Here is a 22,459-nt window from a genome sequence, read left to right as displayed (position 1 = left end):
GCGCGGCCTCGGCCGGCCGGCGGGCCGGGTCGGCCGTGTCAGATGGGTGCATGGTCTTTCCTTGCCTGCGGGGCGTGTGAGGGCGGCGGGGACAGGGCGCCGCGTACGGCCGCGAGCTGTGCCGCGTAGGTGCCCAGGCCGTCCGCGGGGCCGCCCGGCAGCCCGGTCAGCCGGGGCAGCAGGTCGCCGAAGGCGTTGACCTCGCCGACGGCGAACCGGCGCCAGCCGATCGCCGGCAGCAGGTCCACACCGACACACAGGGTGTCCGGGAAGCAGGCCGCCGCCCGCTCGCAGATGTCGAGCGCCTGCCGCCAGCGGTCGCCCGCCGCGTCCACGACCGACGCCAGATCGCCGCGGGCCCCGCCGAGATGGAGGTTGGTCAGGGGGAAACGGCTGGTGCGGACGACCGCGTGAGTGGACCTGCCCGCCACGACCAGGACCCGCAGATCGGCGGACCTGCCGTGGGCGGACGCCTTCGGCAGCCAGCGCTCGATGTGCAGCCCGTCGGCCGCGAGCACGTCGACGATGCCGGCGATCTCCCGCTCGTCCGTGTAGCGCCGGACCCGCAGGGAGTTGTGCAGCCGCAGCAAGGCAGGCGGCCGACCGGAGGCCACCTCCACCGGGGTGGTGGCCCTGATCCGCCCGCCCGCCGCCGACTCCACGGCCAGCACGCCGGACGCGGAGGAGCCGTGAGCCGGCTTCACGAAGACACGCGGCATGCCGTGTTCCCGCATCACCGCCCGTACGTCGTCCCAGCCGCGCACCGGCAGCACGCCGCCGGAGGTGGGTGACGGCGGCACCGGCACCCCCGCCGCGTCGAGCCGGGCATGGCACAGCCGCTTGTCGAACAGCACCGCCAGATCCGCCGTACCGTCCAGCCGCACCCCGCCCCGCAACGACCGCACCGCGGCCAGGAACCGGGCGTACCAGAGGGCCGAGCCCTCCACCCGAGTCGGATCGTCGACGCCCCGCAGCAGCCGGTCCACCTCGGCGTTCTCACCCGGCGAGTCCAGCCGTACCACCTCGTCGGCGGCGAAGTCGTGGCCGCCGTCGCGCAGCACGTCCCGCCATTCGACGACACGCGGCACGCCCACGCCGGCCGCCTCGGCCGCAGCGGCGAACAGCCCGACCCGCCGGTTCTCCCCGTTCCCGACGACCACCCACCTGTGCGGGCCGGGCCCCGCGCCCGCCGCACCGGTCCAACCGGACACAGCGACCCCCCTCACGTCGTCACGCGCTCACTCGCCGACCGCGACGAAGCGCCAGACCGTGCCGTCGTCGTCCTCGTCCGACTCGGCGTCGTCGACATCGACGTCGACCTGGACCCCCTCGGCCTCCAGCGAGTCGCGGAGGCGGTCGCGCATCGCCGAACTGAGGTAGTTGTGGTGCAGGTCCAGCTCGGTGAGGTGGGTGAGCGGCTGGCCGGTGAGCAGGGCCGTCGCGCCGTCGTCGGTGAGGACGCCCATCGACACGTCGAGGACGTCGAGACGGGCCACCACCGGGGCGGCGGCGAGCGCCGCACAGATGTCGTCCTGCGTCTCGCTGTTGCGCAGCGCCAGATGCCTGAGGGCCGGCAGCCGGGTGCCCGCGAGGATCGGTGCCAGGTCGGCCACCTCCGAGTCGCCGCCGTACTCGGACGTGCCGAGCCACAGGTCCAGGTGGACGAGGGCCGGCAGATCGCTTGCCGCGACGCCCCGGACCGCCTCGGCGGGCATGCCGCCGGTCTCCACCGCCAGCGTCCGCAGCCGCTCGTGCCGCACCGCCGGGAAGACGAGCCCCTGGCCGCCGCGCACACCGAACTCCTCCAACTCGCTGAAGGTGTTCAGCAGCGGGCTCACATCGCCCTGGTTGATCCAGGAGATCTCGCACTCCTCCATCACGATGTCGCCGAGGAACAGCGCGCGCAGCGCGGGCAGCCGGTCCTTGGCCGCCACCAGGGCCTCGATCACCTTCTCCGGGCCCTTGTCGTACGCTTCGCTCCAGGCACCCACGACCACCGCCCGCACCCCGGTGGTGTCGACGGAGGCGAGGAACCGGGCGAACGCGTCCTCCCACTCCTCCTCGCTGTCGTACGTCTGCACGGCGATGCGCCAGGCCACCGACTCGGGAGCGGGCAGGTCCCCGGCGTCCTCGGGACCGCTCACCGAGTCGGGGAACTCGTGCACCGGCAGGTCGTGGAACTCTCTCAGATGGCTCCCGATGGTCATGTGTGCCCCGCCCCTTCGTCCCAGGTCCGTGGGCGGGAGCCGAGCCCGTGCCCGGTCCGCCCGTCGCGCACCCGGAACGCACACCGCGCAGCCGGGTACGGGAGTTCTACCAAGCCCCACTGACAACGCGTGCGGCGGGCCCCTGTCCTGCGGACGAACGTCTGTGCGCGGGCCGATTGTCAGTGGCTGGCCCTACGGTCCTTTCGTGGCACAGCGCGTGCCCGACGGGAGGGAGACCCATGTACCGGCAAGGAGACGTCCTGATCGTGCCGTTGGCGGAGAGCGCCGTGCCCGACACCGCGCTCGACGCCTCCTCGGAACCGCGTGACGGGCGCGGCCGGCTCGTCCTCGCCCTCGGCGAGGTCACCGGCCACGCCCACGCGGTCGTCGGCCCCGGCCGCCTCGTCCTCGACGCGAGCCTCTTCGGACCGATGCTGCTGCACGTGCCGGAGGGCGCCCGTGTCGTCCACGAGGAACACGCGGCCATCTCCCTGCCCAAGGGCTGGTACCGGGTGATACGGCAGCGCGAGTACGTACCGGGCTCGGTGCGGATCGTCGCGGACTGACACGGCGGCGGATGTGCGGCACCGGACAACGACGAGGAGGAGGAACGGCGTGACGGACCAGCTGAGCTGGCGGGCGGTGGCGGCGGCGACCGGAGCGGGCGACCGGGCACGGGCCGAGGCGGGCGTACGGCTCGCCTATCGGCGGGCGGGGCTGCGGGAGCCCGAGCGGATCGCGTGGGCCCGCTCGCCCCTGGAAGCGGTACGCCTGCTGTCGGGAGCACCGGCTCAGGACGGCGGGCCGCTGCCGGTGACCGGGCCGAGCGTCCGCGACGCCGTCCGCACCGGACCGGTCGCCGCCGGGCGCGACCGGCTGCACACGCGGCTGGGGCCCACCGGCTGGAGCGATCACTGGCGGGCGACGGGCGCCGTCCTGTGGGAGACGACCCGGCCGCTCGTCGACCGCGTCCGCGCCGGCGTCGTCGAAGCCCTGGCCCCCGCCGGCCGTGAGGAGGAGATCCACGTCCGGCTCCTCCTCCTGGACGCCGTCCTCGGCCAGCACGACGCGGCCTGGCTGGCCGCCCTCGACGCGGCGTCGGACACCGACTCCCGCCTCGACGGACTCACCGAGGTTGCCCGTACGGCCGGCTGGTGGTGGCCGTACGAGAACGTCGCGGTCGTCGCCGAGCGGCCCGTGGAGCTCCACCGCGACGAGGCGGGCCGCCTGGACCGGGGCGACGGACCCGCGCTCGCCTACGCCGACGGCTTCGCCCTGCACGCCTGGCGCGGTCTGCCCGTACCCGGTGGATTCCTCGACCGGCTGGGCGCGTTGACCCCCGCGGAGATCCGCGCGGAGGAGAACGCCGAGCTGCGCCGCGTGATGCTGGAGCACTACGGCTACGACCGCTACCTGGAGGAGTCCGGGGCGAAACCGGTGCACCGTGACGAGAGCGGTGTGCTGTGGCGGATAGCCCTGCCCGGCGACGAGGACGTGGTGATGGTGGAGGTCGTCAACTCCACGCCCGAGCCGGACGGCACCAGCCGTACCTACTGGCTGCGGGTGCCGCCCACGACGACCACGGCCCGGGAGGGGGTGGCCTGGACGTTCGGCCTGAGCGCCGAGGCGTACGAGCCGCTCCGGCAGACCTGAGCGCCGGCGCCGCCCCCGGACATCACTCGAACCGTGAGACGTCGCCCGCGCCCTTGCGGATGATCTCGGCCTCGCCGCTGGAGAAGTCGATGACGGTCGTCGGTTCCGTGCCGCAGTCACCGGAGTCCACCACGGCGTCGACCAGATGGTCGAGGCGTTCCTTGATCTCCCAGCCCTGGGTCAGCGGCTCCTCCTCGTCGGGCAGCAGCAGCGTGCTGGAGACAAGCGGTTCGCCGAGCTCGGCGAGCAGGGCCTGGGTCACCCGGTGGTCGGGGATGCGCACGCCGACGGTCCGCTTCTTGGGGTGGAGGAGCTTGCGGGGGACCTCCCTCGTCGCGGGGAGGATGAAGGTGTAACTGCCGGGCGTCGAGGCCTTCACGGCGCGGAACACGTCGTTGTCGACGTGTACGAACTGGCCCAGCTGCGCGAAGTTCTCGCACACCAGGGTGAAGTGGTGACGGCTGTCGAGCTGCCGGATCGAACGGATCCGATCGATGCCGTCACGACTGCCCAGCCGGCACCCCAGTGCGAAGCAGGAGTCGGTCGGATACGCGATCAGCCCACCCGCGCGGATGCTGTCGGCCACCTGACCGATGGCGCGCGGCTGGGGATTGTCGGGATGCACGTCGAAGTACTTGGCCATCCGCCGAGCCTATGCCTCCGACAGGGCGCGCCCATCAGGGGGCGCGGGGAACTGCGTGACCAGCCACGAACGACCCGCGGCTTCGAGCGGTCCGCAGTCCCCCACGACTCCGGGGCGGAGCCCTACGCGCCGCTCTCGCGCAGCATGTCCTCGCGCTCGACGATTTTCACGCGCGCGCGGCCCTGCGGCTCGCCCAGCGCCTTCTCGGCGGCGTCCAGCTTGTACCAGCCCTCCCACGTCGTGAAGCGGACGTTCCGCTCCGCGAGGAAGGCGTCGACGGCCTCCGGGGCGGGCGCGGAGGGCTCGTGGAGACGGCCGTTCGCGAAGTCGTCCAGGAGGTTGGCGACGGTCTCGTTGGCGTCGCCCTTGGTGTGCCCGATGAGGCCCACCGGACCGCGCCGGATCCAGCCGGTGACGTACGTCGACTGCAGGTGCGCGCCGGTCTCCTCGACGACCCGGCCGCCCTCGTCCGGGACCGTGCCCGACTCGACGTCCCAGGGCAGCTTGGGCAGCTTGTCCGAGAGGTAGCCGACCGCGCGGTAGACGCCGGTGACGTCCCAGTCCTTGAACTCGCCGGTGCCCTTGACGTTGCCGGTGCCGTCGAGGGCGGTGCGCTCGGTGCGCAGACCGACGACCTTGCCGTCCTCGCCGAGGATCTCGGTGGGCGACTCGAAGAAGTGCAGGAACAGTTTGTGCGGACGGTCGCCGACGTCGCGGATCGCCCAGTTCTCCAGGGTCTTGGCGACCATGTCGGCCTGCTTGTTGCCGCGCCGGGTCGCGATGGAGCCCTCGTCGTAGTCGATGTCCTCGGGGTCGACGATGACCTCGATGGTGGGGGAGTGGTCCAGCTCCCGCAGCTCCATGGGGGAGAACTTCGCCTGTGCCGGGCCGCGGCGGCCGAAGACGTGGATCTCCAGCGCCTTGTTGGCCTTCAGGCCTTCGTAGACGTTCGCCGGGATCTCCGTCGGCAGCAGCTCGTCGGCCGTCTTGGCGAGGATGCGGGCCACGTCGAGCGCGACGTTGCCGACACCGAGAACGGCGACCTTCTCGGCCTCCAGGGGCCAGGTGCGCGGGACGTCCGGGTGGCCGTCGTACCAGGAGACGAAGTCGGCCGCGCCGTACGAGCCGTCGAGGCCGATGCCGGGGATGTCGAGCGCGCGGTCGGCCGTCGCGCCCGTGGAGAAGACCACGGCGTCGTAGAACGCGCGCAGATCGTCCAGGTTGATGTCCGCCGGGTAGTCGACGTTGCCGAAAAGACGGATCTGCGGCTTGTCGAGCACCTGGTGCAGGGCCGTGATGATGCCCTTGATGCGGGGGTGGTCGGGGGCCACGCCGTAACGGATCAGTCCGAACGGGGCGGGCATCCGCTCGTAGAGGTCGATGGACACACCGGGCTCGGTGGCCACGTCGGACTTCAGCAGCGCGTCGGCGGCGTAGATCCCGGCGGGTCCGGCTCCGACAATGGCTACCCGCAGAGGGCGGGGCATGTTCAGGTTCCCTTCGAGCGGAGACAAGCGACTCGACGGCAACCCTAAACTGAGGCAACCCTTACCAGGTACACGGGTCCGGTCTATGACCTCATAAGCCGGTCTTATGCCATGAGGGCGTCCGCTCTTGTGCATGAGGGCTTCCGCGCGGACGGCGGCGAGGCAGGGGCCGACGACCGGACACGGCCGACGGCGCGAGTTGTGTTTGCCCGCGCGGCGAACGGCAACGCGGTTCCCATGAGTCGAACGAACAAGGACACCAACGAGAACACCGCGTCCGCCGAGACGGCCGCCTCCAAGGCCCGCCGGAGCACCGACAAGGCGACGGCCCCGGCCACCGAAACCGCGAAGACGGCCGAGATCAAGATGGACGACGCGGCGTCGTCCGCCAAGGTCGGCGCCGGACGGGCGGCCGACACGACCAAGCGCGCGGCCGACAGCACGAGCAGCGCCGTGCACAGTGCGGTCAAGGGCGTCGAGGCGGGCCGCCAGGCGGTGGTCCAGGCCTCCGGACAGGTGGCCGCCACCGCGAAGACGGCCGTGACCGCCCTCGCCCAGCGCAAGTTCGTCGCCGCCGGTGTGGGCGCCGGACTCACCGCGCTGACCGCCGCTTCCTACGCGGCCGGCCGGCGTGCCGAACGTCATGTGCACGGCCCGCTCACCCGGCTCACGGGCGGCCGTATCTGACGCGCCCGCGTCACGGACGCCTCGCTCGGGAAGCGGCCCGACGCCGCTTCCCGAGCGATGGCACGGCTCTGCCGCCCTGTCGGCGCGACGGCGAGGGCGGGTTCACCAGCGGCCTTCCACCTGCTCCTTGATCCGGCGGTCGTACAGCTCCCGGATCGCGGTGAGCGTCCCGTCCGACAGCGGCGGCAGCGCGGCGGCAGCCGCGTTGGCGCGGGCCTGCTCCGGAGTGCGGGCGCCCGGGATGACGGTCGTGACGCCCGCCGACTGGATGATCCAACGCAGCGCCGACTGGGCCGGGGTGAAGCCCTCGGGGGCGAGCGCGGCGAACTCGACGGCAGCCTCGACGCCCGTCGCGTAGTCGACCCCGGAGAAGGTCTCGCCCTGGTCGAAGGACTCGCCCTGCCGGTTGTACGTACGGTGGTCGTTCGCGGCGAAGACCGTGTCCTTCGTATACCTGCCCGACAGCAGCCCCGAGGCGAGCGGAACGCGCGCGATGACGGCGACACCCGCCCTCTCGGCCGCCGGGAGGACGTCGATAAGCGGCTTCATGCGGAACGGGTTGAGGATGATCTGCACGCTCGCCACGTTCGGCCGGGCGATCGCCGTCAGTGCCTCGGCGCAGGTCTCCACGCTGACGCCGTACGCGGCGACGCGCTCCTCCGCGACCAGGGTGTCCAGGGCGTCGAACACCTCGTCGGAGGAGTAGACGGGCGTGGGCGGGCAGTGCAGCTGAACCAGGTCGAGACGGTCCGTGCCGAGGTTGCGGCGGGACCGGTCGTTCCAGGCCCGGAAGTTGTCGAGGACGTAGTTCTCGGGGATCTGGTCCACGCGACGGCCCATCTTCGTCGCGACGAACACATCGAGATCGGGCCGGGCGCGCAGGAATGTGGCGATGGTCTGTTCGCTGCGGCCGTCCCCGTAGACGTCGGCCGTGTCGAAGAAGGTCACCCCCGACTCGACAGCCGCCTCCAGCACCGCCAGGGCTTCCTTGTCGTCGACGTCTCCCCAGTCCGCGCCCAGCTGCCACGTGCCGAGACCGACCACGGACGCCTGTTGACCCGACCTACCGAATGCGCGTTCTTCCATGGCGTCAGTCTGCCATCCGCCCCGCCCCGGCACTTGGCGAGGGCCGAGCTGGTCTGCCGCATCACTTCGGTCTTCGCCGGCCGGTCGAGGTGGAGGGTGCGGCGGGCGGGGCCGACCGCGTCGACACAGAGGTACTGCGAGCGGTCAGACCACCGCGCGCGAGCGCGTCCTCCCCCGGCCCGGGAGACCGCCGAGGGAGCGCAGCCGCCCGAGGACGGCACCGACGACCGCCCGGCTCCTGGGCAGGCGGTCGATGTCCGCGGCGAGGGACAGCGCGGCGCCCGTCCAGGCGAAGCCGAAGGACCACACGGACAGCCACTCGCACAGGTACAGGGGCGTGACCAGCCAGTCGTCGCCCACCTCGGTCACCGCCGCCGCGGCGGCCAGGGCCATGAAGACGGGGATCAGCACACCGGCCACGAGGTACGGACGCCGCACGTACGACCGTTCCCTGATGCCCGGCGCTCTGTACATGAAGAGACAGAAGGCGGCCATCGCCGTCAACAGGGCGACGGCGAAGACCTGATGCAACACGGTGACCGTCTGCCGGCCCGCGTCGCCCCCGGTGCCCGGCGCGGTCGGGAAGAGGGCCACGCCGAGCGCGCAGGCCCCGGCGATCGTGCCCAGGACGTCGTTGAACCTGTCGAAGCGGTAGACGATCAGGAAGATCCCGAGGGCGCACAACGCGCCGACGAAGACGTCGCGGGTACTGGTGTGGTACGAGCCGCTCATGGAGCCGGGCCAGGCGTCCTCCCCGGTGCGGCCGTCGAGCCGCGCCGCGATCCAGTTGCCGGCCGGCAGTGCCAGGGGCAGCAGGATCCCGATGACCCCGACCCCCAGGCGCAGCCGCATCACCGTCCGCGCGTCCTGATCCCGCTTTCCGGCCGCCGCCCTCTCCCGCAGGGGCGCGGCGGCGGTCCCGTCGGCTCCGCTCACGGGCACCTCCTCACCGAAAGGCGCGGGGCGAAGGTGCGCCCGCCACCGGTCGATGTCCGGTATGCGTCGGACACAAACCCGAACACGGCCCGGGTGCCGGGCGTATCAGCCGGTCAACCGCCCTTCCGCGGTGGCCAGTAGCTCCGTCACCCGCAGAGCGAACGCCGCGTCGCACGCGTGCGGGTGGCCACCCCGGGCAGCGGCCAGCAGCGCGTCCCCCGCCCGTACGAGAGCCGGTACGGCACCTTCGTCGGATGTGGGCAGTACGGTGGTCCCGGCCCGGCCGCGCAGCTCGACCGTGGCGCCGGAGGCCGCGGGCGGGGTGGTGAGACTGAGGGTGACCGTGCTGGACGCCCCGCAGGTGTGCCGGAGGACCAGATGAACCGTGTCCTTGGGGCCGCGCACGGCGGCAGCCACGTTGTCGACATCCCCGAGGACCGGCAGCAGCACCGACAGTGCATGGGGCCCCACGTCCCACAGGGCGCCCTTCTCCCGCCGCCACGGCGAAGCCGCGAAGGGGCTGTCGCTCCCGTCGTCGAACAACGACCCGAACCACTCCGCGCGGGCCGTGAACCAGCCCTCACCGGCGGCCTGTTCGGCGATCCACGCCTCGATCGCGAGCTGGAAACGGGCGGTGAAGAAGACGACGGAGGCGACACCGGCCTCCTGGACCGCCGCGACGACGGCCCGCCCCTGTTCGAGGTCCGTCGCGAGCGGCTTGTCGAGCAGCAGATGACAGCCCGCGCGTGCGGCGCGCGCCGCGAGCGGTGCCTGAACGGAGGGCGGCAGGGCCACGGCGACCGCGTCCACATCGGCGAACAGGGCATCGACGTCCTCGTATACGGGCAGACCGCCGTGCCGGTCGGCCAGCTCCTTGGCCGCTTCCGGCCGCCTGCCCCACACTCCCGCGAGGTCCAGCTCCTTGTGCGCGCTCAGCGCGGGGGCGTAGGCCATCTCGGCCCACGGTCCTGTTCCGAGCAGTCCGATACGCATGCCGCGGTCTCTCCTCGCGCGTTGGGGCCTGTCCTCAGGACAGAGCCGGTCCGATGACCTTCAGGGGAGTGCCTGTTCGGTCCAGATGGTCTTGCCGGTGGGGGAGTAGCGGGTGCCCCAGCGCTGGGTGAGCTGGGCGATCAGATAGAGGCCCCGGCCGCCTTCGTCGGTCGTGGCGGCGTACCGCAGATGGGGGAGGTGTGACTGCTGTCGGTGACCTCGCAGATCAGGTTCCGGTCGTGGATGAGGCGAACCCGGATGGGGCCGCCGCCGTACCGGATGGCGTTGGTGACCAGTTCGCTGAGGATCAGCTCGGTGGTGAACTCCATCTCCTCCAGGCCCCAGTCGGCCAGCTGCCGGGTGGCGTCGGCGCGCGCCCGGCCGACGGCCGCGGGGTCCCCGGGCACCTCCCACTCCGCGACGCGGCCCGCGTCCAGCGCACGCGTGCGGGCGACGATCAGCGCGATGTCGTCGCTGGCCCGGCTCGGCGGCAGGGCGTCGAGCACCGCCCGGCAGGTGCCCTGCGGCGAGGTGTCGGCCCGGGACAGGGCGGCGCGCAGCAGTTCGAGCCCGGCGTCGATGTCCCGCTCCCGGTCCTCGACGAGCCCGTCGGTGTAGAGCACCAGCCGGCTCCCCTCGTCGAGTTCGAGCTCGGCCGTCTCGAACGGCAGACCGCCGAGGCCGAGCGGCGGACCGGCCGGCACCTCGGGGAACTCCACCGTGCCGTCGGTCCCGGCCACCGCGAGCGGCGGATGACCGGCCCGGGCGACGGTACAGCGCCGCGAGACCGGGTCGTAGATCGCGTACAGGCAGGTCGCCCCGGTGATCGGAGCGGTGCCGTCCACCACCGCCTCGTCCTGGTCGATACGGCTGACCATCTCGTCGAGCAGCCCGAGGATCTCGTCCGGCGGCAGGTCCAGCGCGCTGAAGTTGTGGACCGCGGTGCGCAGCCGCCCCATCGTGGCCGCGGCGTGCAGGCCGTGGCCGACGACGTCGCCCACGACGACCGCGACCCGGGTGCCCGACAGCGGCAGCACGTCGAACCAGTCTCCGCCCACCCCGGCCTGCGCGGGCAGATACCGGTAGGCGACGTCCAGGGCGCTCTGGTCGGGAAGGGTGCGCGGCAGCAGACTGCGTTGCAGGGTCACCGCCATCGTGTGCTCGCGTGTATAGCGGCGCGCGTTGTCGATGGAGACCGCGGCGCGGGCGACGAGTTCCTCGGCGAGGGCCAGCTCCTCCTGGTCGAACGGCTCGGGCTTCCCCGCGCGCCAGAAGTTGGCGACACCCATCACCAGCGGGCCCACGCGCAACGGCACGGTGATCAGCGAGTGGATGCCGTAGTCCACGATCTGCGCGGACCGTTCGAGATCCTGTTCCCGCCAGCCGGGCGCCCGGCTGAGGTCGGCCACGAGGACCGAACTGCCGCTCTCGATGCTGAGGGCCTGCGGCGAGGAGGGGACGAGGTCGATCTTCTCGCCCACCGTGTACAGCGGAACGTCCTCGCGGATGCCCCTGAACGCCGTACGGCGCAGTGTGGTGACCGTCTCCGGCTCGTCGCCGCTGAGCGCCGCCGGGGCCAGGTCCACCGTGACGAAGTCCGCGAACCGGGGGACGGTCACCTCCGCCAGCTCCTCCGCGGTGCGTGTCACGTCCAGGCCGGTGCCGACACCGACTCCGGCGTCGTAGAGCAGCTTCAGACGCTCCCGCGCGGCCTCCGCCCGGCCGGACAGGGCGCGCAGCTCGGTGGAGTCGCGGAGCGTGGCCACGCTGCCGGAGGGCTCGCCCTGCAGATCGGTGGGCCGCTGGTTGACCGCGATCAGCCGGTCGCCCACCAGATGCACCTCGTCGTTGGCGACACGCCCCGAGGCCAACAGCTCGGCCACGTGCGGTTCGAGGCCCAGGGCGAGGACGTCCTGTCCATCGGCGTCCGTCGGCAGGTCGAGCAGACGGTGTGCCTCGTCGTTGGCGAGCAGTAGCCGGCCTCCGCCGCCGACGATGATCACACCCTCCCGCACGGCGTGCAGCACCGCGTCGTGGTGCTCGTACATGCGGGTCATCTCGGACGGACCGAGGCCATGGGTCTGGCGCAGCAGCCGCTTGCTGACCAGCGCCGTGCCCGCCGTGGCCAGGGCGAGGGCCGCCGCGGCGGAGGTCAGCAGGAGAGGCAGCTGGCGGTCCGCGACCCCGCCCACGTTCTCGGTGGTGATCCCGGCCGAGACCAGGCCCACGACCCTGCCCTCGGGGTCCTTGATCGGCACCACGGCCTGGACCAGCGGCCCGAGGGTCCCGTCGATCTCCTCGGTGAAGGACTCGCCTTCGAGCGCCGGCTCCAGCGTGCCGACGAACTGCCTGCCGATGCGGTCGGGCTTCGGATGGGTGTAGCGGGTCCCGTCGGTGTTCATCACGACGATGAAGTCCACCTCGGACTGGATCCGGGCGGCCTCGGCCCTCGGCTGGAGTATCGCCGTCGGATCGTCGCTGCTCAGCGCCTCCCGGGTGCCCGGCGCGTTGGCGAAGGTCTCCGCCACGGCGAGCGAACGGTTGTGCGCTTCCTCGGTGCTGTCGTGCCGCACCTGCAGAACCAGCGCCACCACGGCCGACACGACCAGTACCAGCACGATCACCACCTGCAGCAGGAACACCTGCCCGGCGACGCTGCGTCCGCTCAGCGCCGAGCGCGGTCCGGTGAACGGGCCCCAGTGGTGTCTCTCCTCCCGGCTCGCGCCGCCGTCCGATCCGTGCGGTGCCCGCCGGGCGCGGTCGTCCCGGCCGTGCGCGCGCTGCCCTGGGGGACGAGGGGTCGACTGAGAGCGAGACCGACCCAGGAGACGGACCATGTGCCCATGTCTACACTGCCCCGCGCCTGGAGGCGAGAGGGGGTCACGCACTGTGACAGCCGGCGCTGTCGGCCGACGGGCGGCAAGAGCGCTTGCTGACGCTGTGACCTCCTGCGACGTGGTGCTCCCCATGAGATTCCCATGAATTTTCGATGCGGTTGAACATGCGGGGGTCCGGCTCCGTATAACGGAGGGGTCCTTCATGCCTGGAGCCCCCGCGAGGTCGTAGGGGCACCGTGTGGGGCGCACCATCAGACGCAGGATGGTCGCCTGCGTCAACGACGGCCGCGAGTGCGACGCGGCCGACTCCGGTGGCGACCAGGGCGACGGCGGCGACGACGGCCGCCCATGTCCCGTCGGCCGCCGGACAGCCCGGGTCGCGGGGCTCCCAACCGGCGACGGGCGATTTGGCCGACGCCGGCGCGCAGTTGTGGCCGGCCATGATCGGGGGCGCGGCCGTGCTCGCCGGCGCCGTTCTGCTCCGTCATGTCAGGCGCGGGAGGGTGTGAACCCCGCCGAACCGGGCTGGTCCTCCGCACGAGCCGGCCAAGGACCGGCTCATCACCGATGTGTTCGAGCCACCGCTCGGCGGTGGTCACGACTGGAAGTCGATCTCTGCCTGCGCCCGAGAACCACCTGTCGCGCCATCGAGTTTCGGCCGTACACTGCCAATTCATAAGCTTACGGGTGGAGTTGGCGGGGGGATCCGAGATGTCCGGGGATCAGTACGGTGTGAGAGACCAGGACGGCTGGAGCCACGGCTTCGTCGTGCCGCCGATGCCGTCAACGCCGCCGCCCGGCCCGGCGGACGGCTGGCGTGCCGTCGGGGTCGGGCTGCTGAACCTCAGCGGTCTCGGCCTCGGCTACGCCCTGGTGCGCCGCCCGCTCCTGACCCTGCTGTGCTGGGTGGCCACCGGCACCCTGCTCTTCACGGTGCTGCCGGCCGACCCGGACGGTGTGTCGGGCACGACCCTCACCGTCCACGGCCTGTTCCTTGTCCTCGTGGCCGTCCACGGCGCCGTCGTCGGCCTGCGCACCCGCCTGGTGTGGCCCGCGCGGTCCCCGCTCGCCATCGCGCTCGGCGTGCTGCTCCTCGCCGTACCGGTCGCGGGCGGCCTGCTGTACGAGACGGCGCGGAAGGAAGCCGTCGAGGAGATGCTCCTGGACCGGCTGGAGAAGGCCGACGACCTCGTGGCGAAGGCCTCCGGTGAGTCGTTCGGCACGACTCGGCCCGAGTACCGCAGGGCCCTGACCGCCTATGACGACCTCAGCACCGACCACCCGGGCTCCCGGGCGGCGGAGCAGGTCCCGGACCGGCTGAAGACCTTCTACACGACGGTCGGTGCCCCCTACGAGGAGCAGGAGTACTGCGACGCGGTCGCTCCCCTCGAATATCTGCGGACGGTTCCGCAGACCGTCGGCAGGCAGGATCTCGGCTCGCTGGCCACCTGGCCCGACGACCGGCTCGCCACCTCCCTGTACGAGTGTGCCTCCGGCAGCCTGGCAGGCGGCACGGCCGGCTGGCAGGACCAGTTCAGCGACCTGCTCACCACGTTCCCCGACTCCGACCAGGCGGCCAGGGTCGAGCCCGACATCAAGGCGGCCGTCGACAAGGCGGTCAAGGACGTGGGCGGGGACGACCCGTGCACCGCGGTGGACCAGTTGGAGACGCTCGGCTCCCAGGTCAAGGCACTGCCGGGGGAGAAGGCGGGCGTGGCCGACGCCCTCGCCGCCGAAGCCGGACGGGCCGAGGCCTCCGCCTCCGTCGGCGTCTACACCTGTGGCGTGGACCAGTACCGGGACGGCGACTTCGCCGAAGCGGTGACGTCCATGAACGACTTCGTCGACGCCAACAAGCGCCACAAGAACACGCCGCGCGCGAAGAAGATAGCGATCGCCGCCGAGATCGCGCAGAAGGTCCCGGAGGCGGGCAAGAAGCTGCCCACGACCCGTTCCGGCGGCAGCATCTCCGTCACGGTCAAGAACGACAGCCCCGACGAGATACAGGTCATGTACACAGGCCCGGTGACCGGCACCTTCACTCTGAAGGGCTGCGGCGGCTGCACCAGCTACGACTGGAGCCGCACCCTGGACCCGAACTTCAAGCCGTGCAGCGGCAGCGGGAACTACCCGCAGCGCACCCTCAGCCTGCCCGTCGGTACCACGTACTTCCTGCACAAGCCGAAGGGCGGCAGCGCGTCCAGCCCCGCCTCCGACACCGCCAAGCTGGAGTCGGGCTACATCTACACAGAGTGCGCCTACGTGACCACCGGCTACGGTCTGAACTCCTGACCCGTGCGGCCCGACGACGACCTGAGGGCCGCGGTGCGGCTCAGCTCCTGCGGCCCTCCACCCACGCGGCGATGTCGTCGAGGTCCTCGGCGAGGGCCTTGCGCACGGCGCGGGACCCGACGGCACCGAGGGCCTTGGCGAGCAGACCCGCCACGGCACCGGTCGGTTCGGCCGAGAACGTCATGAGGATCGTCGTGGCGGACGGTCCGTCGGCCCGCAGCAGCCACTGAGAGACGTAGCGGGAGCCGTGCGACTCGGCCTTCACCACGTAACGCTCGGGCGGCTCGCTGACGGTCACCCACATCTCCTCGGTGGCGTCCTTGCCGAACATGCGACGGGTCTCCCGCCACCGGGTGCCCACCCCGAAGGCCCCGTCCGTGAGGACCTCGACCCTGGTGACACCGCTGAGCATCCGGTCCATACCGCCGAGGTCCGTCAGGGCCTCCCACACCCGCCCCTGAGAAGCGGCGACCCGCCGCTCGACGACGACACTTCTGCTGGTCATGACTCCCATGAAGCCACCGGGCATCGACAACCGCCCCGCGACGGCCGCAGCCCCGGCCGTCGGGCCAGCCCGGTGATTTCCGGCTCCGCCACCGCGCCCCTTCCACCACGCGCACGACACGAGGAGACCCCGATGACCGAACGCCCCGAGGGCCCGCCGGCGCAGCCCCAGCCGCAGGACCAGCCGTCCGCCTCCCCGAACTGGCCGCCCCCGGCCCAGCCCGCCCCCGAGGCCCAGCCGCAGCCCACCCCGACTCCGGCCGCACAGCCACAGGCATCGGCTCAGGCTCAGGCACACGCTCCGGCTCACGGGGCCCCGAGCGCCTACCCCTACCCCGGTCCTCAGTCACGGGCCGGCTACGGCCCGCCGGGCACCTCGGCGCCCGCCCAGGCCTACCCGTACGGGCAGCCGCCGGGCGGCTACCCGCCCCTCGGGGCCCCGCCCGCGACGGGCGCCGGGGGGCGCGCCGTGCTGTGGGGGCTGGTGGGTGCGGCGGTGGCCTCCGCGGCGTGGGCCGGCGGCGTGTTCCTGCTCGGCAGGGGCGACGCGGAGGCGGACCTCCGCGGCTACCGGGCCGAGTCCGACCTCTGTTCGTCGGTGGACTACTCGTCGTTCAAGAACGAGTACCCGGAGGAGGACACCTCGCCCGTGGACCACTCCCTGGAGCACGAGGCCCTCGACCAGAGCTACTGCAGCATCTCCCTCAAGACGTCCTCGGCCTCCTCCTTCTCCGACGCGTACTTCTCGGTCCAGGTGGACCTCCACAAGAAGACCGACCCCGGCCCCGAGTTCACCGCCCTGTGGTCCGAGTACGACCAGCGCTACGACGACTACGAGGTGGAGGAGATCTTCGGCTTCGGCGACGAGGCGTATCTCGTCACCGAGGACACCACCTCCGGCGACGACAGCAGTGGCAGCCGGGCGGCCACCCTGGCGGTGCGCGACGGCTGGATGACGTACGAGATGAGGTGGAGCGCCTACGGATCCACCTACGACGACGTGACCATGCCGGAGGTGGACGACGTCGTGGAGTGGCTCAAGACCGACACGAACGCGACGCTGGACAACCTGCGGGAGTCCAACGGGATCTAGCGCATCCACACGGGCACACGGACACACGGACGGAGGCGGGGCGCGCACGCCACCGCCTTCACCCCACTCTCACCCGATCAGTCCCTCGGGACGGGATCAGTGGCCCGGCACCCCGCGGCTCACTCGTCCGACGCCTTGGCGTAGTTCTGTGCCATCCCGCCGGCGAAGTCGTACACCAGGCACTGCTCGTCGCCCACGACCCACGCGTCGTGCCCCGGCGGGCACACGAAGGCGTCGCCCGGTCCGACCTCGCCCTCTCCGCCCTCGTCCATGCGGATGTGCAGGCGCCCCCGGACCACATAGCCGTTGTGGTGGACCTGGCAGCTCTCCGTGCCCGCGATGGGGGCGACGGATTCGGACCAGCGCCAGCCCGGTTCGAAGGTGGCCACGGCGAAGTCGAGCCCGGTGAGGTGGACCGCTTCGAGGTGACCTCGTGGGAAATCCCGCCGTTCATCCGGCTTGTCGACCGTCTTGATCTCCAGCATGGCGGCTCCTTCCGTTCCGTCCCACCTCCCCATCGTCCGCCTGTCCAGAGGGGGGCGCCAACCGGTCGACCGGGCCGGCGCGAGGTGCCGGGCGCGACGTGTGAGGGGATGCGGGAGATCGCTCCGCCTGACCCTGGTCCCGACCGTGCTGGTACTCACCGGTCGCCTGGCCCGGTGGGCCCCGCCGACTGGACCGTGTGCCGCCGCACGTCGACGCGGAGGGGAACACGGCTGAGCGGTCGGTCCCGCAGGGGCAGGACCGACCGCTCAGCGGCTGACTTGGTTCAGTGGAACGGTGGTTGACGGGCGGTCAGTAGGCCGGCTTCCGGCTGTCGATGCAGCCGGTGTCGAGGCTGGCCACGTCCTGGACCCGCAGCTTCCAGGTGCCTGTGGCGGTTTCGGAGGACGCGTCCACCGTGTGGTCGCGATCACGTCGTCGGCCGAGTCGACGAGGCGGAGTTCTTCAGCCTGTACGCCGGGCCGTCCGTGCAACGGGCACAGGCCCGCCTGCTGGGTGCCGGCGGCCCGAGGGCCGCTGAGCGGGCACGGGGCGGAGTTCTCCACCGGACCGTGCCCGCACCGCATCAGCTCACGGCACCACCGGATGACCGGATCGCCGTGTCGCGTCACGGCTTACGGGCGAGGCCGCCGTGTTCGGCGATGACTTCCGGGGTCGGGGTGGTGACGTCCGGGCGCCAGAGCGGGACCGAGACGACGCCGGGGTTCAGGAGCTCCAGGCCGTCGAAGAACGCGGTGATCTCGTCGACGGTCCGCAGGTTGTACGGCACGGCGCCGCTCTCGTTGTACCCGTCCTGGGCCTGCTCGAACACCGGGTCGATGCCACGCGAGCCATCGTTGATGGAGAGGTAGCTGCCGGACGGCAGCGCTCCCATCAGACGGGTGACGATGGCGCGTGCCCGGTCGTGGTCGCCGACGTGCCCCAGGATGTTGCTGAGGATCAGGGCGGTGGGTCGGCTGAAGTCCAGTGTGTCGGCGGCGGCGGCGAGGATGCGGTCCGGGTCGAGCACGTTGGAGTCGACGTACGAGGTCGCCCCCTCCGGCGTCGAGTAGAGCAGGGCACGGGCGTGCGCCAGGACCATCGGGTCGTTGTCGACGTACACGATCCGCGTCTCGGGCGCGATCCGCTGGGCCACCTCATGGGTGTTGTCGGCGGTCGGCAGTCCCGTACCGACGTCCAGGAACTGGCGTATGCCCGCCTCGGCCACCAAGTACGTGATGCTGCGGCGCAGGAAGGCCCGGCTGCTGCGGGCGATGGTCACGATGCCGGGGAACACGGCGGTGTACGCGTCTCCGGCCTGTTCGTCGACGGGGTAGTTGTCCTTCCCGCCCAACCAGTAGTTCCAGATACGGGCCGAGTGCGGCACCGAGGTGTCGATCTTCTGATGCGCCGCCGGTCCGGGCGTGGTCGCGTGGTCGGTCATGTCTACCGTCCGTCTTTCAGCCGAAGCGAGGAGTTCCAGGCATAACCTACGTCCCGATACGCCTTCTCCGTACGTCAGTTCACATCTTCCGGTGGGCCGAGCGGCGGCTTCGGCGGTCGCTACGGCTCACCGGCCACGGGTTCGGCCTTCTCGCGGCATGCTCGTGGGGTCGCGGCGGATACCCAATTGATACCTGTCGAGCGCCAACAGGCAGTCCGGCAGGGAACTTTCGGCGTCGTTCAGTCGTCGTTCGTGTTGAGGCTGGACACACATGGTGTGCGACGGGAGTGGGTTGCGATGACGACGAGCGGGGACTCGACCAAGCTGGAGACCACGCTGGCCGACGGACGGCGCATGACCCTGTCGCTGCCTCCGACGGACGCGGGATGGGCCGCCGACGGCATCAAGGCCCTCCGTCCCGTCCCGCCCACCCACACAGGCCGAGGCGAGGAGCCTCCCGCCCTCCCCGAGCGCCCCGCACTGCCTCTCGAGGTGGCCCTGCTCGGCCTGGGAGCCTAGGGCCTGCCCGCCGCCCTTCTTACTGTTGGCGGCATGGTCCTTCTCCTCCGGGATGACCGCCTTGATGCGGCGTCTGCGCAGCCGGGCGCGGTTGGCGCGGGACGAGTACGCCTTGTCCGCGGCGACCGCGCCCGGCGGCCGGCCTGCATCGCCCACCGCACCGGGTGGTGGGCGAGCTGACCAACAGTGACATCATCACGGAACAGGCGTTCGATGGTCCGTCCGGGCAGGGCTGCTCCGCCACGGCTCCCAAGCCGACCCTTGTCGCTCCCGCCCCGCGGGACCGCAACCGGGGTCACCCCTACGTGCGGACCATGCGGTAAGGGGTACCCGATGTGGTACGCACACGCACACGCGTACGCCGGGGCGGGTAGGGTCGGTGGGCTCAGGGTGCTGGCCAGCTCGGGGCACCGGCCGGCGACCGCGCCCACCCTGGCTCCGGCTCGGAGCCGTCTCATGACGGGCGGTCGCCGGGCACCGGGCCCGACGCCACCGCCATCGTCCGTGCCCCGCCCGACCACCACGCACCGCGAAGGAAACAACGAGACCATGCGCGTCAGCGTGGCCAGAGGCTTGCCGGAGGCACACCGATGACCAGCGGCGAAGCGCCCGTCCTGCTGCACACCACCGGCCGGGCCGCCCACATCACCCTCAACCGTCCGAAGGCGCTCAACGCCCTCAACCACGAGATGGTCCGGCGCGTCGAGGACGCACTGACCGCCTGGGAACACGACCCGGCCGTGAAAACGGTCGTCATCACCGGCGCGGGGGAGCGCGGTCTGTGTGCGGGCGGCGACATCCGCGTCGTCCACGACGACGCCCGCGACGGGGACGGCACCGCCTCGGCCGCGTTCTGGCACGACGAGTACCATCTCAACGCCCGAATCGCCCGCTACCCCAAGCCCTACGTCGCCGTCATGGACGGCATCGTCATGGGTGGCGGCGTCGGTGTCTCCGCGCACGGCAGCGTCCGGATCGTCACCGAACGGTCGAGGATCGCCATGCCCGAGACCGGCATCGGCTTCGTCCCGGACGTCGGCGGCACCCGTCTGCTGGCCCTCGCCCCGGGCGAACTCGGCACCCTCCTCGCCCTGACGGGCACTCAGATCGGCGCCGACGACGCCCTGCTGTGCGGACTCGCCGACCACCATGTGCCGTCCGCAGCGCTCGGGCAGCTCCTCGACGACCTCGCCGACCTGCCCGTACGAGACGCCCTCGCCCGTCATGTGCGCCGGCCGCTCCCCGGCGAGCTGACCGGACGACGGCAGTGGATCGACTCCTGCTTCGCCGCGGACACGGCCGAGGAGATCGTCGGGCGGCTGCTCGCCCACGGCGACCCGGCGGCGAACGAGACCGCGCAGATACTGCTGGCCAAGTCGCCCACCGCCGTCAAGGTCACCCTGGCCGCCCTGCGCAGCGCCCGTCGGTTCGGCTCCCTGGAGCAGGTGCTGGAGCAGGAGTACCGCGTCTCCTGCGCGGCCCTGACCACGCCCGACCTGGTCGAGGGCATCCGCGCCCAGGTCATCGACAAGGACCGAAGGCCCCGCTGGTCCCCGGCGACCCTCGCCGACGTCACCGACGCGGACGTGGAACGCTTCTTCGAACCGCGCGGCGACCGCGAACTCGGCCTCGCCGGACCCGACACCACCCAAGGACGGCCCGGTGAGCAGGACGGCGGCGGCGCCCCCGACCGCCGCACGACGTCCCGGACGATGCCGCGCACGCATCGGAACCAGACTTCCGCCGTGACCGACAACGCCCCCCAGGGCATACGGATCCGACCCGGAAGCCGGGCCGACGCACCGGCCGTCCTGGACATGCTCGACTCCGCGGTGGCCTGGATGAACGACCGCGGCAACACCGAACAGTGGGGCACGGTCCCGTACTCGCAGCGGCCCGACGCAGCAGAGCGCGTCGGCCGCTACACGACCGAGAACGCCCCGTACATCGCCGAGTTGAACGGCACACCTGTCGGTGCCCTTGTCCTGGACTCCGGCCCCAGCCCGCAGATGCCGATCCCACCGGCCGAGGAACCCGAACGATACGTCCGGCTCCTGGTCAGCGACCGCCGGTACGCCGGCCTCGGCATCGGTGCGGCCCTCCTGACCCACGCCGCCGGGGAAGCCCGGCGCGCCGGCGTACAGCTCCTCCGAGTCGACTGCTGGGCAGGCGGCGGAGGACGACTCGTCACCTTCTACGAACGCAACGGCTTCACCCCCACCGACCGCTTCCTCTCCGGCACCTGGCCGGGACAGGTACTGGCCCGGCGGGTCGGCTGACCGTACGAGCTCACGCCCCAAGCGCCCGAAGGGGCGGCGCCGAAGGGGAATGCCGGCGGACGCGGTGGCCGACTCGCAGACTGCCGACATGGATGGAGATGCTCTCGCTCCCCAGGCCGCTGAATGGGCCGTCCATCCCGGTCTCGGCTTCCGGGACGCGCGGGAGATCGACGGCGGCTGGCTCGTTCGCCGCACGGACCACGAGTTCCTCACCTCCTCATGAGCCCACGAAGCCCTGGCCGAGGAGGGCATCGTGGTGATCGACCACACGACGATCCGGCAAGCGTGGACAGAGGCGGACGGTGTCAGTGGGGGATACCGTCGATGAGGTCTCGGGCTCCCTGACGGAGAAGGGCGACCGCGACGGACGTGCCGAGGGTCGCAGGGTCGAGGTGGCCGGCCCACTCATGGGCGTTGAGGACGGTCTTGCCGTCCGGGGTGAACACGCAGGCTCGCAGGGAGAGTTCGCCGCTGCGGTCCGTGCGGGCGAAGCCGGCGATGGGACTGTTGCAGTGACCCTGGAGGACATGCAGGAACATGCGCTCGGCGAGTGTTTCACGATGGGTGTTCGGGTTGCCTAGCCCATTCACGGTCTCGATGGTGAGGGTGTCGTCCTCCCGGCACTGGAGCGCCAGAACGCCCGCACCGATCGGCGGCATCATCGTCTCGACGGACAGGACCTCGCTGATCACGTCCGCGCGACCGATCCGCTCCAGGCCGGACACGGCCAGAAGCAGGGCGTCCGCCTCCCCGCCCGCGAGTTTCTCCAGCCGCCGGTTGGCGTTGCCCCGGATCGGGACACAGTCCAGGTGCGGGTGGGACGCGGCCAGTTGCGCGGTCCGCCGCACGGAGGAGGTCCCGATGCGTGTGCCCGCGGGCAGCTCGTCCAGGGTGCGTCCGGCGGGGTCCACCAGGGCGTCGCGGATGTCGTCGCGCTTGAGGAACGCGGCGAACATCGTGCCGGCCGGGAGGGGCCGGTCGGCGGGAATGTCCTTGACACAGTGGACGGCGAGCTCCGCCTCCCCCGCGAGGAGCGCGGCGTCGACCTCCTTGGTGAACGCGCCCTTGCCCTCGACCTTGGAGAGATCGCCCATCCACTTGTCACCGGTCGTCTTCACCGGGATCACCTCGGTACGAAGTGCCGGGTGAAGCACGGCCAGTTCGGCGCGGACGCGCTCGACCTGGGCCAGGGCCATGGGCGAGTCTCGGGAGACGATGCGAATCAGGTCCTGCGACATGAAGGCACGATAGCCCCTCGCACACGGTCCCGATGACACGCTCGACGCTTCCGTGCCCCCTGCAACAACCTGAAGGGG

20 protein-coding genes and 3 pseudogenes are annotated in these 22,459 nt (G+C 71.7%); 9 read left to right on the top strand and 14 right to left on the bottom strand.

The window, feature by feature from the left end:
• Positions 1–38 precede the first annotated feature (38 nt).
• Entirely contained in the window at positions 39–1,211 is a 1,173-nt protein-coding gene (locus tag WBG99_RS01135; protein WP_338894479.1) for an STM4014 family protein, read from the bottom strand.
• 27 nt (positions 1,212–1,238) lie between these two features.
• Positions 1,239–2,207 carry an STM4015 family protein gene (locus WBG99_RS01130; RefSeq protein WP_338894478.1) on the bottom strand — a complete coding sequence of 323 codons (969 nt, stop codon included), beginning with the start codon at positions 2,205–2,207 and terminating at the stop codon, positions 1,239–1,241.
• A gap of 239 nt (positions 2,208–2,446) precedes the next feature.
• On the opposite strand from WBG99_RS01130, the gene WBG99_RS01125 reads away from it, so the two are divergent.
• Together WBG99_RS01125 and WBG99_RS01120 are read left to right on the top strand one after the other, a co-directional pair.
• On the top strand, positions 2,447–2,773 hold the full coding sequence (locus WBG99_RS01125) for a hypothetical protein (protein WP_338894477.1): 327 nt from the start codon (positions 2,447–2,449) through the stop codon (positions 2,771–2,773).
• 49 nt (positions 2,774–2,822) lie between these two features.
• Positions 2,823–3,860 carry a DUF6745 domain-containing protein gene (locus WBG99_RS01120; protein ID WP_338894476.1) on the top strand — a complete coding sequence of 346 codons (1,038 nt, stop codon included), beginning with the start codon at positions 2,823–2,825 and terminating at the stop codon, positions 3,858–3,860.
• Positions 3,861–3,882: 22 nt separating this feature from the next.
• Here WBG99_RS01120 and WBG99_RS01115 read toward each other — a convergent pair whose 3' ends face one another.
• Both WBG99_RS01115 and WBG99_RS01110 read right to left on the bottom strand, forming a co-directional pair.
• The gene (locus tag WBG99_RS01115; protein ID WP_338894475.1) at positions 3,883–4,503 is read right to left on the bottom strand and encodes an L-threonylcarbamoyladenylate synthase; all 621 of its coding nucleotides are present in this window, start codon (positions 4,501–4,503) and stop codon (positions 3,883–3,885) included.
• 122 nt (positions 4,504–4,625) lie between these two features.
• A complete protein-coding gene (locus tag WBG99_RS01110) occupies positions 4,626–5,990 on the bottom strand; it encodes an FAD-dependent oxidoreductase (RefSeq protein ID WP_338894474.1) in 1,365 nt (454 codons plus the stop codon).
• Between the two features lie 237 nt (positions 5,991–6,227).
• Between WBG99_RS01110 and WBG99_RS01105 the strand changes: the two genes are divergently transcribed.
• Positions 6,228–6,677 (top strand): hypothetical protein, encoded by a 450-nt coding sequence (locus WBG99_RS01105; RefSeq protein ID WP_338894473.1) that lies wholly within the window; start codon positions 6,228–6,230, stop codon positions 6,675–6,677.
• 102 nt (positions 6,678–6,779) lie between these two features.
• Here WBG99_RS01105 and WBG99_RS01100 read toward each other — a convergent pair whose 3' ends face one another.
• The 4 genes and pseudogenes from WBG99_RS01100 to WBG99_RS01085 all read right to left on the bottom strand — a co-directional run bounded on the left by WBG99_RS01100 (position 6,780) and on the right by WBG99_RS01085 (position 12,529).
• Entirely contained in the window at positions 6,780–7,763 is a 984-nt protein-coding gene (locus WBG99_RS01100) for an aldo/keto reductase (RefSeq protein WP_338894472.1), read from the bottom strand.
• A 144-nt stretch (positions 7,764–7,907) separates the two neighbouring features.
• Positions 7,908–8,699 (bottom strand): hypothetical protein, encoded by a 792-nt coding sequence (locus WBG99_RS01095; RefSeq protein WP_338894471.1) that lies wholly within the window; start codon positions 8,697–8,699, stop codon positions 7,908–7,910.
• Between the two features lie 105 nt (positions 8,700–8,804).
• The gene (locus tag WBG99_RS01090; protein ID WP_338894470.1) at positions 8,805–9,692 is read right to left on the bottom strand and encodes a Gfo/Idh/MocA family oxidoreductase; all 888 of its coding nucleotides are present in this window, start codon (positions 9,690–9,692) and stop codon (positions 8,805–8,807) included.
• Positions 9,693–9,752: 60 nt separating this feature from the next.
• A pseudogene (locus WBG99_RS01085) lies at positions 9,753–12,529 on the bottom strand (SpoIIE family protein phosphatase).
• 711 nt (positions 12,530–13,240) lie between these two features.
• Between WBG99_RS01085 and WBG99_RS01080 the strand changes: the two are divergent.
• Positions 13,241–14,821 (top strand): hypothetical protein, encoded by a 1,581-nt coding sequence (locus tag WBG99_RS01080; protein ID WP_338894469.1) that lies wholly within the window; start codon positions 13,241–13,243, stop codon positions 14,819–14,821.
• 40 nt (positions 14,822–14,861) lie between these two features.
• On the opposite strand, the gene WBG99_RS01075 is transcribed toward WBG99_RS01080, so the two are convergent.
• On the bottom strand, positions 14,862–15,326 hold the full coding sequence (locus WBG99_RS01075; protein ID WP_338894468.1) for an SRPBCC family protein: 465 nt from the start codon (positions 15,324–15,326) through the stop codon (positions 14,862–14,864).
• A gap of 132 nt (positions 15,327–15,458) precedes the next feature.
• Between WBG99_RS01075 and WBG99_RS01070 the strand changes: the two genes are divergently transcribed.
• Positions 15,459–16,418, top strand: coding sequence for a hypothetical protein (locus WBG99_RS01070; RefSeq protein WP_338894467.1), 960 nt, complete (start codon positions 15,459–15,461; stop codon positions 16,416–16,418).
• A 119-nt stretch (positions 16,419–16,537) separates the two neighbouring features.
• On the opposite strand, the gene WBG99_RS01065 is transcribed toward WBG99_RS01070, so the two are convergent.
• From WBG99_RS01065 to WBG99_RS01055, 3 genes are all read right to left on the bottom strand, one after another.
• Positions 16,538–16,903 carry a cupin domain-containing protein gene (locus WBG99_RS01065; protein WP_338894466.1) on the bottom strand — a complete coding sequence of 122 codons (366 nt, stop codon included), beginning with the start codon at positions 16,901–16,903 and terminating at the stop codon, positions 16,538–16,540.
• Between the two features lie 310 nt (positions 16,904–17,213).
• Positions 17,214–17,318, bottom strand: a complete 105-nt coding sequence (locus WBG99_RS01060; protein WP_338894465.1) for a hypothetical protein — start codon at positions 17,316–17,318, stop codon at positions 17,214–17,216.
• Positions 17,319–17,529: 211 nt separating this feature from the next.
• Positions 17,530–18,345, bottom strand: coding sequence for an SAM-dependent methyltransferase (locus WBG99_RS01055; protein WP_338894464.1), 816 nt, complete (start codon positions 18,343–18,345; stop codon positions 17,530–17,532).
• Between the two features lie 297 nt (positions 18,346–18,642).
• Here WBG99_RS01055 and WBG99_RS01050 point away from each other — a divergent pair, with 297 nt between their 5' ends.
• A complete protein-coding gene (locus WBG99_RS01050) occupies positions 18,643–18,864 on the top strand; it encodes a hypothetical protein (protein ID WP_338894463.1) in 222 nt (73 codons plus the stop codon).
• A 45-nt stretch (positions 18,865–18,909) separates the two neighbouring features.
• On the opposite strand, the pseudogene WBG99_RS01045 reads toward WBG99_RS01050, so the two are convergent.
• Positions 18,910–19,005 (bottom strand): annotated as a pseudogene (locus WBG99_RS01045) (IS5/IS1182 family transposase); the annotation flags it as partial.
• Positions 19,006–19,454: 449 nt separating this feature from the next.
• Here WBG99_RS01045 and WBG99_RS01040 point away from each other — a divergent pair.
• The 3 genes and pseudogenes from WBG99_RS01040 to WBG99_RS01030 all read left to right on the top strand — a co-directional run.
• Positions 19,455–20,504, top strand: a pseudogene (locus WBG99_RS01040) (enoyl-CoA hydratase/isomerase family protein); the annotation flags it as partial.
• 72 nt (positions 20,505–20,576) lie between these two features.
• Positions 20,577–21,143: a GNAT family N-acetyltransferase gene (locus WBG99_RS01035; protein WP_338900164.1), complete on the top strand. Its 567-nt coding sequence runs from the start codon at positions 20,577–20,579 to the stop codon at positions 21,141–21,143.
• Positions 21,144–21,231: 88 nt separating this feature from the next.
• Positions 21,232–21,366, top strand: coding sequence for a hypothetical protein (locus WBG99_RS01030; protein WP_338894462.1), 135 nt, complete (start codon positions 21,232–21,234; stop codon positions 21,364–21,366).
• A gap of 82 nt (positions 21,367–21,448) precedes the next feature.
• Here the strand turns inward: WBG99_RS01030 and hemC are convergent, their stop codons facing one another.
• Entirely contained in the window at positions 21,449–22,381 is a 933-nt protein-coding gene (hemC, locus tag WBG99_RS01025) for a hydroxymethylbilane synthase (RefSeq protein WP_338894461.1), read from the bottom strand.
• Positions 22,382–22,459 lie beyond the last annotated feature (78 nt).

The sequence above is a fragment of the Streptomyces sp. TG1A-60 genome, assembly GCF_037201975.1.
Lineage (GTDB): Bacteria > Actinomycetota > Actinomycetes > Streptomycetales > Streptomycetaceae > Streptomyces.
The sequence above is the reverse complement of the archived record's forward strand: the minus strand, read 5'-3'. Positions and strand labels throughout refer to the sequence as shown.

Coding starts and splice junctions, on each gene's coding strand:
- WBG99_RS01130 (WP_338894478.1), bottom strand. CDS start 2,207: ATGACCATCGGGAGCCATCTGAGAGAGTTCCACGACCTGCCGGTGCAC.
- WBG99_RS01125 (WP_338894477.1), top strand. CDS start 2,447: ATGTACCGGCAAGGAGACGTCCTGATCGTGCCGTTGGCGGAGAGCGCC.
- WBG99_RS01115 (WP_338894475.1), bottom strand. CDS start 4,503: ATGGCCAAGTACTTCGACGTGCATCCCGACAATCCCCAGCCGCGCGCC.
- WBG99_RS01110 (WP_338894474.1), bottom strand. CDS start 5,990: ATGCCCCGCCCTCTGCGGGTAGCCATTGTCGGAGCCGGACCCGCCGGG.
- WBG99_RS01105 (WP_338894473.1), top strand. CDS start 6,228: ATGAGTCGAACGAACAAGGACACCAACGAGAACACCGCGTCCGCCGAG.
- WBG99_RS01100 (WP_338894472.1), bottom strand. CDS start 7,763: ATGGAAGAACGCGCATTCGGTAGGTCGGGTCAACAGGCGTCCGTGGTC.
- WBG99_RS01090 (WP_338894470.1), bottom strand. CDS start 9,692: ATGCGTATCGGACTGCTCGGAACAGGACCGTGGGCCGAGATGGCCTAC.
- WBG99_RS01080 (WP_338894469.1), top strand. CDS start 13,241: ATGTCCGGGGATCAGTACGGTGTGAGAGACCAGGACGGCTGGAGCCAC.
- WBG99_RS01075 (WP_338894468.1), bottom strand. CDS start 15,326: ATGACCAGCAGAAGTGTCGTCGTCGAGCGGCGGGTCGCCGCTTCTCAG.
- WBG99_RS01070 (WP_338894467.1), top strand. CDS start 15,459: ATGACCGAACGCCCCGAGGGCCCGCCGGCGCAGCCCCAGCCGCAGGAC.
- WBG99_RS01065 (WP_338894466.1), bottom strand. CDS start 16,903: ATGCTGGAGATCAAGACGGTCGACAAGCCGGATGAACGGCGGGATTTC.
- WBG99_RS01055 (WP_338894464.1), bottom strand. CDS start 18,345: ATGACCGACCACGCGACCACGCCCGGACCGGCGGCGCATCAGAAGATC.
- WBG99_RS01050 (WP_338894463.1), top strand. CDS start 18,643: ATGACGACGAGCGGGGACTCGACCAAGCTGGAGACCACGCTGGCCGAC.
- WBG99_RS01035 (WP_338900164.1), top strand. CDS start 20,577: ATGCCGCGCACGCATCGGAACCAGACTTCCGCCGTGACCGACAACGCC.
- WBG99_RS01030 (WP_338894462.1), top strand. CDS start 21,232: ATGGATGGAGATGCTCTCGCTCCCCAGGCCGCTGAATGGGCCGTCCAT.
- hemC (WP_338894461.1), bottom strand. CDS start 22,381: ATGTCGCAGGACCTGATTCGCATCGTCTCCCGAGACTCGCCCATGGCC.